Genomic DNA, 14,440 nt, shown 5'->3' on the forward strand with positions numbered 1-14,440 from the left:
CTCATTGAAATAATGTCACAATAATTGTTTTCTAACGACGAATACTATGACACATCTCAATGAGTTATATCTTATCTTAAACAAATCTCTAAAATGGAACAAGTCACATTTAAAGTGCTTTGCGCTCATCATGCTTGTGATTATTTTAAAGCAAACATGTAATCTTTCTTCTGCATCTAAAGCCTTGCCCATCAAGTGTTTACCACAATCATTTTATCGACGTATGCAGCGCTTCTTTGCAGGTCAGTATTTTGATTATCGTCAAATTTCTCAGTTGATTTTCAATATGTTTTCATTCGACCAAGTGCAACTGACTTTAGATAGAACCAATTGGAAATGGGGAAAACGAAATATTAATATCCTGATGCTCGCAATCGTTTATCGTGGAATAGCGATACCTATCCTTTGGACATTGCTTAATAAACGTGGAAATTCAGATACGAAAGAGCGTATTGCTTTGATTCAACGCTTTATAGCCATTTTTGGTAAAGACCGTATTGTGAATGTGTTCGCAGACAGAGAGTTTATCGGTGAGCAGTGGTTTACATGGTTAATTGAACAAGACATCAACTTCTGCATTCGTGTTAAAAAAACTTCATTGTCACCAATCATTTAGGAAAGAATCATAAAATTAGTGATTTATTTCGCCATCTTAAAGTTGGTCAAATTGAATGTCGTAAACGACGGATTTTGGTTGGTCGGGTGAAACTATATATAAGTGCACTACAGTTAGAAAATGGAGAGCTTTTACTCGTCGTTTCTCCTCAGTTTAATGCCAATGCTATTCAGGATTATGCATTACGCTGGGAAATTGAAACCTTATTCAGTTGTCTCAAAGGACGCGGGTTTAATCTTGAAAATACGCGCTTGACAGACCCTAGACGAGTGAAAAAATTGATTGCGGTGTTAGCTATAAGCTTCTGTTGGTGTTACTTAACGGGTGAATGGCAACATAATCAAAAAAAAGCGATAAAAATAAAGAAGCATGGACGACTCTCAATGAGTTTATTTCGCTATGGTTTAGACTATGTTCAAATGGCGATTCAGCGTTTAATTGGTTTTGGGAAAAAAGAAGAGTTTAAGGAAATTTTGGCAATTTTAAGAAAGCAGAATCCTGATAGGATAAGGGTTCTGTGAAATTTGTCGTGTACAGAGTATAATAATAATAATCGAGCATGAGTCTCATACGGATGCTCGGGTCGAAAGGGAATCCCCAGGCGAGTAACCTGTTTGCGGTGATCCATTAGCTGCAGGAGCAGAAGAGCATACATCTGGAAGCAAAGCCAGGAAAGCGGCCTATGGAGCTGTGCGGCAGCGCTCAGTAGGCAATTTTTCAAAATATTGTTAAGCCTTTTCTGAGCATGGTATTTTTCATGGTATTACCAATTAGCAGGAAAATAAGCCATTGAATATAAAAGATAAAAATGTCTTGTTTACAATAAAGTGGGAGTAGTAATTTCGTTACTTTGTTTAGAATTTCTTCAGAAATATTTCTTAATAAATCGTGTTTTTCAACAAGCGTAAAATTACTTTCTAAAATCTCTTGTTGTTTAGCTCGAGTTTGGGTATAAGCCCCATAATAAAATTGACGAGGATCTTTAAGCACGTACCAATCTTTCATTTGGATTACAGTACGGCCCTTATCGTAAAGATCAAATTCAGGCTGCCATAAAGGTTTGTAATGAAAATTAATTTCTTCCTGAATATCGTAGGTCGCTTCTTGATAACGTGAAGCTGGTTTATCACCAAATCTTTTTTCAATATAAGCATAAGTATTTCTTAAAGGCTTAACTGAAGATGTTTTAATATCAATTTGCATATAAATCTTCCTGATTTTTTAATAAAGACTAGAGTTTTTATTCTCTAATACCGGCCTGTCCAAATCGCCACTTCATGCGGTCATATTCAATCTTTGCAAAATCATCCGTACTTAGGTGCTGTACTTGATGGTGTGCGCAGAATTCTTCAAAAGCCTTGACTGGCATAATCATTTCTACAGCTAACTCTGGATGGGGTCGTTTGCGGGAGGGGGCGGAATCCTACGCTAAGGCTTTGGCCAGCGATATTCTCCGGTGAGATTGATGTGTTCCCATCCGAGCGGCGAAACATGGGCCAAGAGATCGGGCGATAGCAGCTTTCCATCGCGTTTCTGGTTTGCAACGACCTCGCCGAGCTTCATGGTGTTCCAGAAGATGATGATGGCGGCGAGCAGATTCATGCCGGCGATGCGGTAATGCTGGCCTTCGGCGGAACGGTCGCGGATTTCACCGCGGCGGTGGAAGCTGATTGCCCGCTTCAGCGCATGATGAGCTTCGCCTTTGTTGAGCCCGATCTGGGCACGCCGTTGGAGTTCGGCATCCAGAATCCAGTCGATCATGAACAGGGTGCGCTCGACGCGACCGACTTCCCGCAGGGCTGTCGCGAGCTCGTTCTGCCGCGGATAGGAGGCGAGTTTCCGCAGAATCTGGCTTGGCGCGACGGTCCCGGCAGCAATGGTGGCGGCGATGCGCAGGATGTCGGGCCAATTGCGCTCGATCATGGCTTGGTTGACCTTTCCGCCGATCAACGCTCGCAGGTGCGCCGGGGCGGCCGACGGATTGAACGCGTAGAGCCGTTTGGATGGCAGGTCGCGGATGCGCGGAGCGAACCGGTAGCCGAGAATGGCACATGCGGCAAAGACGTGATCGGTGAAGCCGCCCGTGTCGGTGAACTGCTCGCGGATATGGCGTCCAGCATCGTTCATCAGCAGGCCATCGAGGATGTAAGGCGCTTCGCTTGCCGTTGCAGGAATCACCTGGGTTGCGAACGGCGCATATTGGTCGGAGACGTGGCTATAGGCTTTCAGGCCCGGGGTATTGCCATATTTCGCGTTGACCAGGTTCATGGCCTCACCTTGCTCTGTAGCGACGAAGAACTGTCCGTCGCTCGAAGCCGACGTGCCCATGCCCCAGAACCGGGCCATGGGTAACGCTGCCTGTGCCTCGACCACCATGGCCAGCGCCCGGTCATAGGCTTCGCCCTCGACATGCCACCGTCCAATGCGGATCAATTCCCAGAAGGTGTGGGTGTTTGTCGCATCCGCCATTTTGCGCAAGCCGAGGTTGATCCCTTCCGCCAAGATAACGTTCATTAGCCCGATCCGGTCAGCGCAGGGTGCTCCTGTGCGCAGATGGGTGAACGCTTCGGTGAAGCCGGTCGCCGCATCCACCTCCAGCAGGAGATCGGTGATGCGCGTGGGCGGGATCTGCTTGTAGAGATCGAGCACCAGATCTTCGGCGCCTGTCGGCGCGGCGGCTTCGAGTTTCTCGATATGCAGAACGCCGTTTTCAATCGACCCGCCCGGGATCGTGCCTGCGCGAGCGGCACGGCCAAGCTCGCGCAACCGCATGTCGAGGCGAGCTTGCCGGTCTGCCAGCCATTCCTCCGGCCGCAATGGCACAGCGAGACGACCGCCTTCCGCGATGGATTGTGCCGGAACGAGTGCGTGTTTCAGATCGCCATAGCGCCGGGACCTAGTAAGCCAGACATCTCCGGAGCGGAACGCATGGCCTTGTCGCAAATTCTTCAGGTTAACTCGATGTTGACCATGGGGAGAGAAGTTGCCGCTCCTGATATTGCGGAGCGAGCCGATGATTTTGAATACCATTGCCGAAAAGCTGAAGCGCCAGTCGAAGGATGATTTCAAGGGCAGGCATTTCGAGGCCTGGCTGATTGTACAGGCGGTTGCCTGGTACTTGCGCTACCCGCTCAGCTATCGTGACTTGGAAGAGATGTTTCGCGAGCGGGGCTTCGAGGTCGATCATAGCACGATCAACCGCTGGGTATTGGCTTATGCACCTGTCATCGAGAAACGGCTGCGGCAGTTTCGTCGACCCCATTGCGGCTCGGTCCGGATTGATGAGACCTATGTCAAGATCCGCGGCAAATGGCGCTATCTGTACCGAGCCATCGATAAGCATGGCAATCCGGTGGATTTCCTGCTGACCGCTAAGCGCGATCTCGACGCTGCCAAGCGGTTCTTCCGAAAGATGCTTAAAGATGAACCCTTGTTGTCGCCGAACAGGATTGGGACGGACGGGGCCAACACCTTCCCGTCAACGATCAAAACGTCGGTTGATGATGGGCTTCTCCATCCCGATCCCGTGCATTATGTGACCAAACATCTCCAGCAGGGGATTGAGAGCGACCATTTCCGGGTGAAGAAGAACATGCCGAAGATCGGCGGTTTCCAATCCTTTAACACGGCGCGGCGAACCATCGCGGGTTTCGAGGCGATGCTGTGGCTGCGGAAGGGCTTTGGCTTTTCAGGCGGCTGGACCGTCAATGACCAGAATGATTTGCTTGCGCGCCTCTTCGGACTGCAAAAGGTTAACAAAGCATGAAAATACCGGCCTTGGCTGGGTGATAGCTGCCTCCAAAAGTGTTTGCGACACGCCCGGAACAATTCAGCCACTGCACCCATGTTCCGAGTTGGTGTGGTTTGCGGATCGTATGCCGGCATCTCGTTGCGCAAGATCTGCACCCAATCGGCAGGCACGGGCGGCGATCTCCAATCTGCGGGATCAGTCAGATCACCCGAGTGCGTGGGCATGACAATCGTGCCCTGGGGACCAACACAATCCAGAAGGGCCTGAATCACTGCGACCGGCCCTCCCGCGACCCAGCCGAGCGAGCTTAGCGAACTGTGGACGAGAACTGTGCCACCAAGCGTAAGGCCGTTCTCTCGCATTTGCCTTGCTAGGCTCGCGCGAGTTGCTGGCTGAGGCGTTCTCGAAATCAGCTCTTGTTCGGTCGGCATCTACTCTATTCCTTTGCCCTCGGACGAGTGCTGGGGCGTCGGTTTCCACTATCGGCGAGTACTTCTACACAGCCATCGGTCCAGACGGCCGCGCTTCTGCGGGCGATTTGTGTACGCCCGACAGTCCCGGCTCCGGATCGGACGATTGCGTCGCATCGACCCTGCGCCCAAGCTGCATCATCGAAATTGCCGTCAACCAAGCTCTGATAGAGTTGGTCAAGACCAATGCGGAGCATATACGCCCGGAGCCGCGGCGATCCTGCAAGCTCCGGATGCCTCCGCTCGAAGTAGCGCGTCTGCTGCTCCATACAAGCCAACCACGGCCTCCAGAAGAAGATGTTGGCGACCTCGTATTGGGAATCCCCGAACATCGCCTCGCTCCAGTCAATGACCGCTGTTATGCGGCCATTGTCCGTCAGGACATTGTTGGAGCCGAAATCCGCGTGCACGAGGTGCCGGACTTCGGGGCAGTCCTCGGCCCAAAGCATCAGCTCATCGAGAGCCTGCGCGACGGACGCACTGACGGTGTCGTCCATCACAGTTTGCCAGTGATACACATGGGGATCAGCAATCGCGCATATGAAATCACGCCATGTAGTGTATTGACCGATTCCTTGCGGTCCGAATGGGCCGAACCCGCTCGTCTGGCTAAGATCGGCCGCAGCGATCGCATCCATGGCCTCCGCGACCGGCTGCAGAACAGCGGGCAGTTCGGTTTCAGGCAGGTCTTGCAACGTGACACCCTGTGCACGGCGGGAGATGCAATAGGTCAGGCTCTCGCTGAATTCCCCAATGTCAAGCACTTCCGGAATCGGGAGCGCGGCCGATGCAAAGTGCCGATAAACATAACGATCTTTGTAGAAACCATCGGCGCAGCTATTTACCCGCAGGACATATCCACGCCCTCCTACATCGAAGCTGAAAGCGCGAGATTCTTCGCCCTCCGAGAGCTGCATCAGGTCGGAGACGCTGTCGAACTTTTCGATCAGAAACTTCTCGACAGACGTCGCGGTGAGTTCAGGCTTTTTCATATCTCATTGCCCCCGGACGAGCGTCTGCTCCGCCATTCGCCGTCCGCCGTGCCAATCGGATCAGCCGTCCAAATGCGGGATTTTCGTTAGTCGGAGGCCAAACGGCATTGAGCGTCAGCATATCATCAGCGAGCTGAAGAAAGACAATCCCCGATCCGCTCCACGTGTTGCCCCAGCAATCAGCGCGACCTTGCCCCTCCAACGTCATCTCGTTCTCCGCTCATGAGCTCAGCCAATCGACTGGCGAGCGGCATCGCATTCTTCGCATCCCGCCTCTGGCGGATGCAGGAAGATCAACGGATCTCGGCCCAGTTGACCCAGGGCTGTCGCCACAATGTCGCGGGAGCGAATCAACCGAGCAAAGGCATGACCGACTGGACCTTCCTTCTGAAGGCTCTTCTCCTTGAGCCACCTGTCCGCCAAGGCAAAGCGCTCACAGCAGTGGTCATTCTCGAGATAATCGACGCGTACCAACTTGCCATCCTGAAGAATGGTGCAGTGTCTCGGCACCCCATAGGGAACCTTTGCCATCAACTCGGCAAGATGCAGCGTCGTGTTGGCATCGTGTCCCACGCCGAGGAGAAGTACCTGCCCATCGAGTTCATGGACACGGGCGACCGGGCTTGCAGGCGAGTGAGGTGGCAGGGGCAATGGATCAGAGATGATCTGCTCTGCCTGTGGCCCCGCTGCCGCAAAGGCAAATGGATGGGCGCTGCGCTTTACATTTGGCAGGCGCCAGAATGTGTCAGAGACAACTCCAAGGTCCGGTGTAACGGGCGACGTGGCAGGATCGAACGGCTCGTCGTCCAGACCTGACCACGAGGGCATGACGAGCGTCCCTCCCGGACCCAGCGCAGCACGCAGGGCCTCGATCAGTCCAAGTGGCCCATCTTCGAGGGGCCGGACGCTACGGAAGGAGCTGTGGACCAGCAGCACACCGCCGGGGGTAACCCCAAGGTTGAGAAGCTGACCGATGAGCTCGGCTTTTCGCCATTCGTATTGCACGACATTGCACTCCACCGCTGATGACATCAGTCGATCATAGCACGATCAACGGCACTGTTGCAAATAGTCGGTGGTGATAAACTTATCATCCCCTTTTGCTGATGGAGCTGCACATGAACCCATTCAAAGGCCGGCATTTTCAGCGTGACATCATTCTGTGGGCCGTACGCTGGTACTGCAAATACGGCATCAGTTACCGTGAGCTGCAGGAGATGCTGGCTGAACGCGGAGTGAATGTCGATCACTCCACGATTTACCGCTGGGTTCAGCGTTATGCGCCTGAAATGGAAAAACGGCTGCGCTGGTACTGGCGTAACCCTTCCGATCTTTGCCCGTGGCACATGGATGAAACCTACGTGAAGGTCAATGGCCGCTGGGCGTATCTGTACCGGGCCGTCGACAGCCGGGGCCGCACTGTCGATTTTTATCTCTCCTCCCGTCGTAACAGCAAAGCTGCATACCGGTTTCTGGGTAAAATCCTCAACAACGTGAAGAAGTGGCAGATCCCGCGATTCATCAACACGGATAAAGCGCCCGCCTATGGTCGCGCGCTTGCTCTGCTCAAACGCGAAGGCCGGTGCCCGTCTGACGTTGAACACCGACAGATTAAGTACCGGAACAACGTGATTGAATGCGATCATGGCAAACTGAAACGGATAATCGGCGCCACGCTGGGATTTAAATCCATGAAGACGGCTTACGCCACCATCAAAGGTATTGAGGTGATGCGTGCACTACGCAAAGGCCAGGCCTCAGCATTTTATTATGGTGATCCCCTGGGCGAAATGCGCCTGGTAAGCAGAGTTTTTGAAATGTAAGGCCTTTGAATAAGACAAAAGGCTGCCTCATCGCTAACTTTGCAACAGTGCCTGTGCAGGCGGATCAAACCGCCGTAGAGGTCTTTGTCAGTCATTTTTTGTGCCTCACAGAGCGACGCTCAACAGCCACCCAGCTGCACCGCTACCGAGGACAACCAGCCACGGCGGGAGCTTCCAGAACATAAGTGCGACAAGGGCAACTAATGCCAAGCCGAAGTCTTGCGGCTGAAAGATGGCGCTAGTCCATACAGGCTGATACAGCGCGGCCAGCAGCAAGCCGACTACAGCGGCATTGATCCCGGCCAGCGCAGCTTGGATGCCTGTATTGCGGCGCAAACGCTCCCAAAATGGCATTGATCCGACGACCAGCAAGAACGAGGGCGCGAAGATAGCCAGCAGACACACAATGCCGCCGATCCAGCCCGACGGGGCGGTGTTCATCGAGGCACCAAGAAACGCGGCGAACGTGAACAAAGGGCCGGGCACCGCTTGAGCTGCCCCGTACCCCGCGAGAAAGGATTCATTGTTGACCCAGCCGGAGGGCACCACTTCGGCTTGCAGTAATGGCAGCACAACGTGACCACCGCCGAACACCAGTGATCCGACACGATAGAAGGAATCCACCATTGCCATGGTTTGACTTGGCATCAGTTCGGCCAACACCGGCAGGCCAATCAGCAAGACAAAGAACAGCGAGAGCCAAAGCACGCCGGCCCGGTGACTGACCGTGATAGGTAGGGGGTCATGCTCAACAACTTTCGCTGGCTTGAACAATAACCGGCCTGCGATGCCTGCGATAGCAATCACGCCAACCTGTCCCCACGCGGACGGCACAAGTAAAACGACGCAGGTAGCAATTGCCATGATGGTGACTCGCAGCCCATCCGTGCATAGGTTACGCGCCATGCCCCATACTGCTTGAGCGACCACGGCCACAGCCACCACTTTTAAGCCATGCAACGCGCCCTGCGAGACGTAATCGCCATAGCTGGAGATGCCGAGCGCAAAAAGGATCAAGGCTATGGCAGACGGCAGCGTGAAGCCAGCCCAAGCAGCCAGCGCCCCGCTGTATCCAGCCCGAGACAGTCCTACCGCTATGCCGACCTGGCTGCTTGCAGGCCCTGGCAAGAACTGACAAAGCGCGACCAAGTCAGCATAGCTCCGTTCGGAGAGCCAGCGCCGCCGTGTGACAAATTCGGCGCGGAAGTAGCCCAAGTGCGCAATGGGGCCGCCAAAAGATGTCAATCCAAGCCGCAGAAAAATAAGAAAGACCGACCATGGTCTGCTGTCATCGGTAGGGTTATTCGTCATACTTTCGCCTTCATGATCTGCAACGAGTTGATCAATAATAAGCGAAATTCGATAACGAAATTCGATATAAATCTAGAAAAAAATACCTCTATGTGTACTACGCAGTTTTAGCTGTGGCTTTCACAGGAGCACGCTTACTTACGGCTTAGCGTGCTTTATTTTCCGTTTTCTGAGGCGATCCCTAGGAGCTCGGATCTCAGGACGAAGGTCTCCGCGAATGTCCGGTCGATCCGCGCGACGTCCCAGGCGGGCGTTCCCTTGGCGGACATCCACGCCGCAGCGTCGTGCATCAGCCGCACAACCTCGTCGATATCACCCGAGCAGGCGACCCGAACGTTCGGAGGCTCCTCGCTGTCCATTCGCTCCCCTGGCGCGGTATGAACCGCCGCCTCATAGTGCAGTTTGATCCTGACGAGCCCAGCATGTCTGCGCCCACCTTCGCGGAACCTGACCAGGGTCCGCTAGCGGGCGGCCGGAAGGTGAATGCTAGGCATGATCTAACCCTCGGTCTCTGGCGTCGCGACTGCGAAATTTCGCGAGGGTTTCCGAGAAGGTGATTGCGCTTCGCAGATCTCCAGGCGCGTGGGTGCGGACGTAGTCAGCGCCATTGCCGATCGCGTGAAGTTCCGCCGCAAGGCTCGCTGGACCCAGATCCTTTACAGGAAGGCCAACGGTGGCGCCCAAGAAGGATTTCCGCGACACCGAGACCAATAGCGGAAGCCCCAACGCCGACTTCAGCTTTTGAAGGTTCGACAGCACGTGCAGCGATGTTTCCGGTGCGGGGCTCAAGAAAAATCCCATCCCCGGATCGAGGATGAGCCGGTCGGCAGCGACCCCGCTCCGTCGCAAGGCGGAAACCCGCGCCTCGAAGAACCGCACAATCTCGTCGAGCGCGTCTTCGGGTCGAAGGTGACCGGTGCGGGTGGCGATGCCATCCCGCTGCGCTGAGTGCATAACCACCAGCCTGCAGTCCGCCTCAGCAATATCGGGATAGAGCGCAGGGTCAGGAAATCCTTGGATATCGTTCAGGTAGCCCACGCCGCGCTTGAGCGCATAGCGCTGGGTTTCCGGTTGGAAGCTGTCGATTGAAACACGGTGCATCTGATCGGACAGGGCGTCTAAGAGCGGCGCAATACGTCTGATCTCATCGGCCGGCGATACAGGCCTCGCGTCCGGATGGCTGGCGGCCGGTCCGACATCCACGACGTCTGATCCGACTCGCAGCATTTCGATCGCCGCGGTGACAGCGCCGGCGGGGTCTAGCCGCCGGCTCTCATCGAAGAAGGAGTCCTCGGTGAGATTCAGAATGCCGAACACCGTCACCATGGCGTCGGCCTCCGCAGCGACTTCCACGATGGGGATCGGGCGAGCAAAAAGGCAGCAATTATGAGCCCCATACCTACAAAGCCCCACGCATCAAGCTTTTGCCCATGAAGCAACCAGGCAATGGCTGTAATTATGACGACGCCGAGTCCCGACCAGACTGCATAAGCAACACCGACAGGGATGGATTTCAGAACCAGAGAAAGAAAATAAAATGCGATGCCATAACCGATTATGACAACGGCGGAAGGGGCAAGCTTAGTAAAGCCCTCGCTAGATTTTAATGCGGATGTTGCGATTACTTCGCCAACTATTGCGATAACAAGAAAAAGCCAGCCTTTCATGATATATCTCCCAATTTGTGTAGGGCTTATTATGCACGCTTAAAAATAATAAAAGCAGACTTGACCTGATAGTTTGGCTGTGAGCAATTATGTGCTTAGTGCATCTAACGCTTGAGTTAAGCCGCGCCGCGAAGCGGCGTCGGCTTGAACGAATTGTTAGACATTATTTGCCGACTACCTTGGTGATCTCGCCTTTCACGTAGTGGACAAATTCTTCCAACTGATCTGCGCGCGAGGCCAAGCGATCTTCTTCTTGTCCAAGATAAGCCTGTCTAGCTTCAAGTATGACGGGCTGATACTGGGCCGGCAGGCGCTCCATTGCCCAGTCGGCAGCGACATCCTTCGGCGCGATTTTGCCGGTTACTGCGCTGTACCAAATGCGGGACAACGTAAGCACTACATTTCGCTCATCGCCAGCCCAGTCGGGCGGCGAGTTCCATAGCGTTAAGGTTTCATTTAGCGCCTCAAATAGATCCTGTTCAGGAACCGGATCAAAGAGTTCCTCCGCCGCTGGACCTACCAAGGCAACGCTATGTTCTCTTGCTTTTGTCAGCAAGATAGCCAGATCAATGTCGATCGTGGCTGGCTCGAAGATACCTGCAAGAATGTCATTGCGCTGCCATTCTCCAAATTGCAGTTCGCGCTTAGCTGGATAACGCCACGGAATGATGTCGTCGTGCACAACAATGGTGACTTCTACAGCGCGGAGAATCTCGCTCTCTCCAGGGGAAGCCGAAGTTTCCAAAAGGTCGTTGATCAAAGCTCGCCGCGTTGTTTCATCAAGCCTTACGGTCACCGTAACCAGCAAATCAATATCACTGTGTGGCTTCAGGCCGCCATCCACTGCGGAGCCGTACAAATGTACGGCCAGCAACGTCGGTTCGAGATGGCGCTCGATGACGCCAACTACCTCTGATAGTTGAGTCGATACTTCGGCGATCACCGCTTCCCTCATGATGTTTAACATTTTATTAACCCTTTTGCCAGATTTGGTAACTATAATTTATGTTAGAGGCGAAGTCTTGGGTAAAAACTGGCCTAAAATTGCTGGGGATTTCAGGAAAGTAAACATCACCTTCCGGCTCGATGTCTATTGTAGATATATGTAGTGTATCTACTTGATCGATCAGGCTTTTGTATATCTCCCCACCACCTGAAACAATGACATGATCCGTTATTTTCTTTAGGTTGGTTAAAGCATCTTTAATTGATGGAAAGATCAATACGTTCTCATTGTCAGATGTAAAACTTGAACGTGTTACGACCGCATACTTTCGGTTGGGTAATGCTCCCATTGATTCAAAAGTCTTGCGTCCAACCAACAGCCATTGGTTATAGGTAATAGCTTTAAACAGGAGCTGTTCACCTTTGGCACTCCATGGAATATCAGGGCCATTCCCGATAACTCCATTCTTCGATATAGCTACCATTAGTGATAGTTTCACAATTCTTCCTCAGAGGTTAACATTTTATTGTGCGGCGTCGCAGATTCATTTAGCAACCTTTTTGTCTGCGCAATTACAATTCTCGGAAGCTCGATATTCAGAGGTCCAGCCACACTCCTGAACAATTCGAGACTCCACTTCCACGTTTCATGATAGGCTACACATAGTGCTTTTGGTTCCGCGCTGCCTGTGCATGCCAGGTAGCGATTATACGAGTCCTCCGAGACATCCTTTTCGAGCGCGCGTGAAGGTGTCGGCCAGTGGTCTGTTGCCCCTTCATGGAGGCGAACCAACTTGAGTAAGTTTTCATGTGCTTTGCTGAGCAAAGCCCAGGCGCGAGCATACTCTCCCCGATTTAAAAGATTTGCCCCAAAGAGCATCAGGCTGATGAGGTTCAATACAAGTCCTTCCACCAGCGGCGCGCCTTCACGTTTCGGGGGACTGCCCACGAGAGCACTCGCGTACCTTGACAACTCTCCTGATCGGTCCAACAAAACAGCCTCCTCAAGCGAGGGAAACCACCCGTAGCCTTGCCAAGTGGAAATGACCGGTATGTCCGATTTTCGCATGAAATGGAATTCACCGCGAATGCCGTTTTCAAAAAGCGCGGTGTGGTGGCCGAAGTCATCCGGAAAGTAAGCTGCAACCGGACTTACAGCATTAAGCCACGAGCGCTGATCGAAATTTTCAAAATGATCATCCTGGATGAACACTGCAAATTCGATATCAGAGAACTCGTCACCCTCTCCGATAGCAAATGAGCCGAACATCAGCGCCGCGATTATTCGTGCATCCTCATGGCAAGCTTCCTTGAAGCGTTCGATCATTTTCTGCTGAAGCATTGAAACATCCTTTTGTTGAAGCCACTGATTCTGCGGAAAGGTATACGCAGCTTTTGTTTTATTCTTACGCACAACATTTTATTAGTAAGCATGCTCGTTTTGTCACCCGCTGATGCTTACCGTTAATTAATATAATCACTTGTATTAAATAGACTTTCTTTAAAAATACAAGACACTCTGTTATTACAAATCGTGCATGCCGTCTATCCTGCTTGCACGATGCACATTATCTCACCCAAAGAACTCATAACATTTTAATTTATTTAGCATTAAATTAAAACTCTACCGGTAAACAAGCATCTCTAGGCGTAAAAAACAGGCACTTTTTTAAATCCCAGCTAGAATAGGCTGTATAGGCAGACAGTTGCAAGACAAGGAGCGTTTTATGTCTAACAGTCCATTTTTAAATTCTATACGCACGGATATGCGACAAAAAGGTTATGCGCTGAAAACTGAAAAAACTTACCTGCACTGGATTAAGCGTTTTATTCTGTTTCACAAAAAACGTCATCCTCAGACCATGGGCAGTGAAGAGGTCAGGCTGTTTTTATCCAGCTTAGCAAACAGCAGACATGTAGCCATAAACACGCAGAAAATCGCTTTAAATGCCCTAGCTTTTTTGTACAACAGGTTTTTACAACAGCCGTTGGGCGATATTGATTATATCCCTGCAAGCAAGCCTAGACGGCTACCCTCTGTTATCTCTGCAAATGAAGTGCAACGCATTTTGCAGGTTATGGATACTCGCAACCAAGTTATTTTTACGCTGCTGTATGGTGCAGGTTTGCGCATTAATGAATGCTTGCGTTTGCGGGTTAAAGATTTTGATTTTGATAATGGCTGCATCACTGTGCATGACGGTAAGGGTGGGAAAAGCAGAAACAGCCTACTGCCCACGCGCCTAATCCCAGCAATAAAATAACTCATTGAGCAAGCGCGGCTTATTCAGCAAGACGACAACTTACAAGGCGTAGGGCCATCGCTGCCTTTTGCTTTAGATCACAAATACCCTTCTGCTTATCGACAAGCGGCGTGGATGTTTGTCTTTCCCTCCAGCACGCTCTGCAACCACCCGTATAACGGCAAATTATGCCGCCATCATCTGCATGACTCCGTTGCGCGAAAGGCATTGAAGGCAGCCGTACAAAAAGCAGGCATCGTTAGCAAGCGTGTCACTTGTCATACATTTCGTCACTCGTTTGCTACGCATCTATTACAAGCGGGGCGTGATATTCGCACTGTGCAAGAACTCTTAGGGCATAACGATGTTAAGACCACGCAAATCTATACGCATGTGTTGGGTCAGCATTTTGCCGGCACCACCAGTCCTGCGGATGGACTGATGCTACTTATCAATCAGTAAAAGTAGATAAATATCTTTATGTAGCCCTGAGTAGCCCCTGATACTTTTTATGGTGAAAAAGATAAACAATCATAGAGGGGATAAATATGAGCCAGTTCTACCATTGTTCAGATAAGTTTAAGCAAGATACTGTCAATCACAGTGACCATTCATGGTCATT

General features: G+C 51.8%; 14 protein-coding genes and 4 pseudogenes. 4 read left to right on the plus strand and 14 right to left on the minus strand.

Features of this window, described 5'->3' with window-relative positions; translation table 11 throughout:
* Positions 1 to 46: 46 nt before the first annotated feature.
* A protein-coding gene (locus M1E96_RS21110; RefSeq protein ID WP_085940648.1) for an IS4-like element ISAba1 family transposase occupies positions 47 to 1,137 on the plus strand; the annotation gives its coding sequence in 2 pieces (ribosomal slippage) (positions 47 to 587 and positions 587 to 1,137; 1,092 coding nt in all).
* Positions 1,138 to 1,333: 196 nt separating this feature from the next.
* On the opposite strand, the gene M1E96_RS21115 is transcribed toward M1E96_RS21110, so the two are convergent.
* From M1E96_RS21115 to M1E96_RS21125, 3 genes and pseudogenes are all read right to left on the minus strand, one after another.
* Positions 1,334 to 1,819 (minus strand): hypothetical protein, encoded by a 486-nt coding sequence (locus M1E96_RS21115; RefSeq protein ID WP_006581703.1) that lies wholly within the window; start codon positions 1,817 to 1,819, stop codon positions 1,334 to 1,336.
* Positions 1,820 to 1,856: 37 nt separating this feature from the next.
* The gene (locus tag M1E96_RS21120) at positions 1,857 to 1,985 is read right to left on the minus strand and encodes a hypothetical protein (RefSeq protein ID WP_032073144.1); all 129 of its coding nucleotides are present in this window, start codon (positions 1,983 to 1,985) and stop codon (positions 1,857 to 1,859) included.
* A gap of 59 nt (positions 1,986 to 2,044) precedes the next feature.
* Positions 2,045 to 3,568 (minus strand): annotated as a pseudogene (locus M1E96_RS21125) (Tn3 family transposase); the annotation flags it as partial.
* Between the two features lie 61 nt (positions 3,569 to 3,629).
* On the opposite strand from M1E96_RS21125, the gene M1E96_RS21130 reads away from it, so the two are divergent.
* On the plus strand, positions 3,630 to 4,382 hold the full coding sequence (locus M1E96_RS21130; RefSeq protein WP_000602738.1) for an IS6 family transposase: 753 nt from the start codon (positions 3,630 to 3,632) through the stop codon (positions 4,380 to 4,382).
* A 62-nt stretch (positions 4,383 to 4,444) separates the two neighbouring features.
* On the opposite strand, the pseudogene M1E96_RS21135 reads toward M1E96_RS21130, so the two are convergent.
* The 4 genes and pseudogenes from M1E96_RS21135 to aac(3)-IVa all read right to left on the minus strand — a co-directional run.
* Positions 4,445 to 4,798, minus strand: a pseudogene (locus M1E96_RS21135) (AAC(3) family N-acetyltransferase); the annotation flags it as partial.
* A 5-nt stretch (positions 4,799 to 4,803) separates the two neighbouring features.
* Positions 4,804 to 5,829, minus strand: coding sequence for an aminoglycoside O-phosphotransferase APH(4)-Ia (gene aph(4)-Ia, locus M1E96_RS21140; protein ID WP_000742814.1), 1,026 nt, complete (start codon positions 5,827 to 5,829; stop codon positions 4,804 to 4,806).
* Positions 5,816 to 6,037, minus strand: a complete 222-nt coding sequence (locus tag M1E96_RS21145; RefSeq protein ID WP_000171321.1) for a hypothetical protein — start codon at positions 6,035 to 6,037, stop codon at positions 5,816 to 5,818. Before M1E96_RS21145 ends, aph(4)-Ia begins: the two co-directional genes overlap by 14 nt.
* Positions 6,038 to 6,057: 20 nt before the next feature.
* Positions 6,058 to 6,834, minus strand: a complete 777-nt coding sequence (gene aac(3)-IVa / locus M1E96_RS21150; RefSeq protein WP_001199192.1) for an aminoglycoside N-acetyltransferase AAC(3)-IVa — start codon at positions 6,832 to 6,834, stop codon at positions 6,058 to 6,060.
* 113 nt (positions 6,835 to 6,947) lie between these two features.
* On the opposite strand from aac(3)-IVa, the gene M1E96_RS21155 reads away from it, so the two are divergent.
* A complete protein-coding gene (locus tag M1E96_RS21155) occupies positions 6,948 to 7,652 on the plus strand; it encodes an IS6-like element IS26 family transposase (RefSeq protein ID WP_001067855.1) in 705 nt (234 codons plus the stop codon).
* A gap of 105 nt (positions 7,653 to 7,757) precedes the next feature.
* Here M1E96_RS21155 and chrA read toward each other — a convergent pair whose 3' ends face one another.
* The 7 genes and pseudogenes from chrA to lnu(F) all read right to left on the minus strand — a co-directional run bounded on the left by chrA (position 7,758) and on the right by lnu(F) (position 12,917).
* Positions 7,758 to 8,963, minus strand: a complete 1,206-nt coding sequence (gene chrA / locus M1E96_RS21160) for a chromate efflux transporter (RefSeq protein ID WP_000184001.1) — start codon at positions 8,961 to 8,963, stop codon at positions 7,758 to 7,760.
* 155 nt (positions 8,964 to 9,118) lie between these two features.
* Entirely contained in the window at positions 9,119 to 9,322 is a 204-nt protein-coding gene (locus M1E96_RS21165; protein WP_000376616.1) for a hypothetical protein, read from the minus strand.
* 127 nt (positions 9,323 to 9,449) lie between these two features.
* The gene (gene sul1, locus M1E96_RS21170) at positions 9,450 to 10,289 is read right to left on the minus strand and encodes a sulfonamide-resistant dihydropteroate synthase Sul1 (protein ID WP_000259031.1); all 840 of its coding nucleotides are present in this window, start codon (positions 10,287 to 10,289) and stop codon (positions 9,450 to 9,452) included.
* Positions 10,283 to 10,630, minus strand: a complete 348-nt coding sequence (locus M1E96_RS21175; protein WP_000679427.1) for a quaternary ammonium compound efflux SMR transporter QacE delta 1 — start codon at positions 10,628 to 10,630, stop codon at positions 10,283 to 10,285. Before M1E96_RS21175 ends, sul1 begins: the two co-directional genes overlap by 7 nt.
* Before the next feature lie 116 nt (positions 10,631 to 10,746).
* A pseudogene (gene aadA1, locus M1E96_RS21180) lies at positions 10,747 to 11,585 on the minus strand (ANT(3'')-Ia family aminoglycoside nucleotidyltransferase AadA1).
* 16 nt (positions 11,586 to 11,601) lie between these two features.
* Complete coding sequence (dfrA1, locus tag M1E96_RS21185) at positions 11,602 to 12,075, minus strand: trimethoprim-resistant dihydrofolate reductase DfrA1 (RefSeq protein ID WP_000777554.1); 474 nt, start codon at positions 12,073 to 12,075, stop codon at positions 11,602 to 11,604.
* Entirely contained in the window at positions 12,072 to 12,917 is an 846-nt protein-coding gene (lnu(F), locus tag M1E96_RS21190) for a lincosamide nucleotidyltransferase Lnu(F) (protein ID WP_070342364.1), read from the minus strand. The genes dfrA1 and lnu(F) overlap by 4 nt, the downstream gene beginning before the upstream one ends.
* A gap of 385 nt (positions 12,918 to 13,302) precedes the next feature.
* On the opposite strand from lnu(F), the pseudogene intI2 reads away from it, so the two are divergent.
* Positions 13,303 to 14,280, plus strand: a pseudogene (gene intI2 / locus M1E96_RS21195) (class 2 integron integrase IntI2).
* The last annotated feature ends 160 nt before the right edge of the window (positions 14,281 to 14,440 follow it).

Origin of the sequence: Providencia sp. PROV236, from assembly GCF_033676985.1 — a bacterium.
Taxonomy (GTDB): Bacteria; Pseudomonadota; Gammaproteobacteria; order Enterobacterales; family Enterobacteriaceae; genus Providencia; species Providencia manganoxydans.

Coding starts and splice junctions, on each gene's coding strand:
- M1E96_RS21155 (WP_001067855.1), top strand. CDS start 6,948: ATGAACCCATTCAAAGGCCGGCATTTTCAGCGTGACATCATTCTGTGG.
- M1E96_RS21175 (WP_000679427.1), bottom strand. CDS start 10,630: ATGAAAGGCTGGCTTTTTCTTGTTATCGCAATAGTTGGCGAAGTAATC.
- M1E96_RS21130 (WP_000602738.1), top strand. CDS start 3,630: ATGATTTTGAATACCATTGCCGAAAAGCTGAAGCGCCAGTCGAAGGAT.
- sul1 (WP_000259031.1), bottom strand. CDS start 10,289: ATGGTGACGGTGTTCGGCATTCTGAATCTCACCGAGGACTCCTTCTTC.
- M1E96_RS21120 (WP_032073144.1), bottom strand. CDS start 1,985: ATGCCAGTCAAGGCTTTTGAAGAATTCTGCGCACACCATCAAGTACAG.
- M1E96_RS21165 (WP_000376616.1), bottom strand. CDS start 9,322: ATGGACAGCGAGGAGCCTCCGAACGTTCGGGTCGCCTGCTCGGGTGAT.
- chrA (WP_000184001.1), bottom strand. CDS start 8,963: ATGACGAATAACCCTACCGATGACAGCAGACCATGGTCGGTCTTTCTT.
- M1E96_RS21115 (WP_006581703.1), bottom strand. CDS start 1,819: ATGCAAATTGATATTAAAACATCTTCAGTTAAGCCTTTAAGAAATACT.
- M1E96_RS21145 (WP_000171321.1), bottom strand. CDS start 6,037: ATGACGTTGGAGGGGCAAGGTCGCGCTGATTGCTGGGGCAACACGTGG.